Raw genomic sequence first — 691 nt, forward strand, 5'->3', positions numbered from 1 at the left:
AGGCGGATTACCGTGCGATTCAGTACGACACCTACGGTGTGCTGCTGCCCAAGCCGGAAGTGAGCATGGAGCTGAGCGAGCGCGAGGCGATGCCGACCCGCGAGCTGCTGGGTAGCGATAACCTTCGGCACCGCACCGAGCTGCACTGGCGGCTGTCGCTGCCGCTGCTGGTATTCGTCGTCACCGTGCTCGCCGTGCCGCTGGCCAAGGTCAATCCGCGGCAGGGGCGCTTCCTCAAGCTGCTGCCGGCCATCCTTCTGTACATGACCTATCTCGCGCTGCTGATCGCCGTGCGTGGTGCCTGGACAAGGGGCGCCTGCCCATGGCGCTGGGTCTGTGGTGGGTGCACGGGCTGTTTCTGGCGATCGGCCTGCTGATGCTGTTCTGGGAGCCCATCAGGCTGCGAATGAAGAAGCGTCGCGCGCAGCTGGAGGTGGCTCGTGGTTAAGCTCGATCGCTACATCGGTATCCACGTCTTTCTCGCCATCCTCACGGTGCTCGGCATCATCGTCGGTCTGGCGCTGCTGTTCGCGTTCATCGACGAGCTGGGCGACGTCCAGGGCAACTACGGTCTGGGCGACGCCCTGCAATACGTCCTGCTGACCTCGCCGCGCCGGTTGTACGACATGCTGCCGATGGCGGCTCTGATCGGCTGCCTGATCGGTCTCGGCACGCTGGCCAGCAGCAGCGA

At 65.0% G+C, this 691-nt stretch carries 2 protein-coding genes; both read left to right on the forward strand.

What is annotated here, in order from left to right:
- On the forward strand, nt 1–377 hold a 377-nt coding region (locus tag N879_RS14375; RefSeq protein WP_031232839.1), incomplete at its 5' end, for an LptF/LptG family permease.
- Nucleotides 378–440: 63 nt separating this feature from the next.
- The coding region (locus N879_RS14380) for an LptF/LptG family permease (RefSeq protein WP_031232840.1) at nt 441–691 on the forward strand (251 nt) is incomplete at its 3' end.

It is taken from the genome of Alcaligenes sp. EGD-AK7, from assembly GCF_000465875.3.
GTDB lineage: Bacteria > Pseudomonadota > Gammaproteobacteria > Burkholderiales > Burkholderiaceae_B > Alcaligenes > Alcaligenes phenolicus.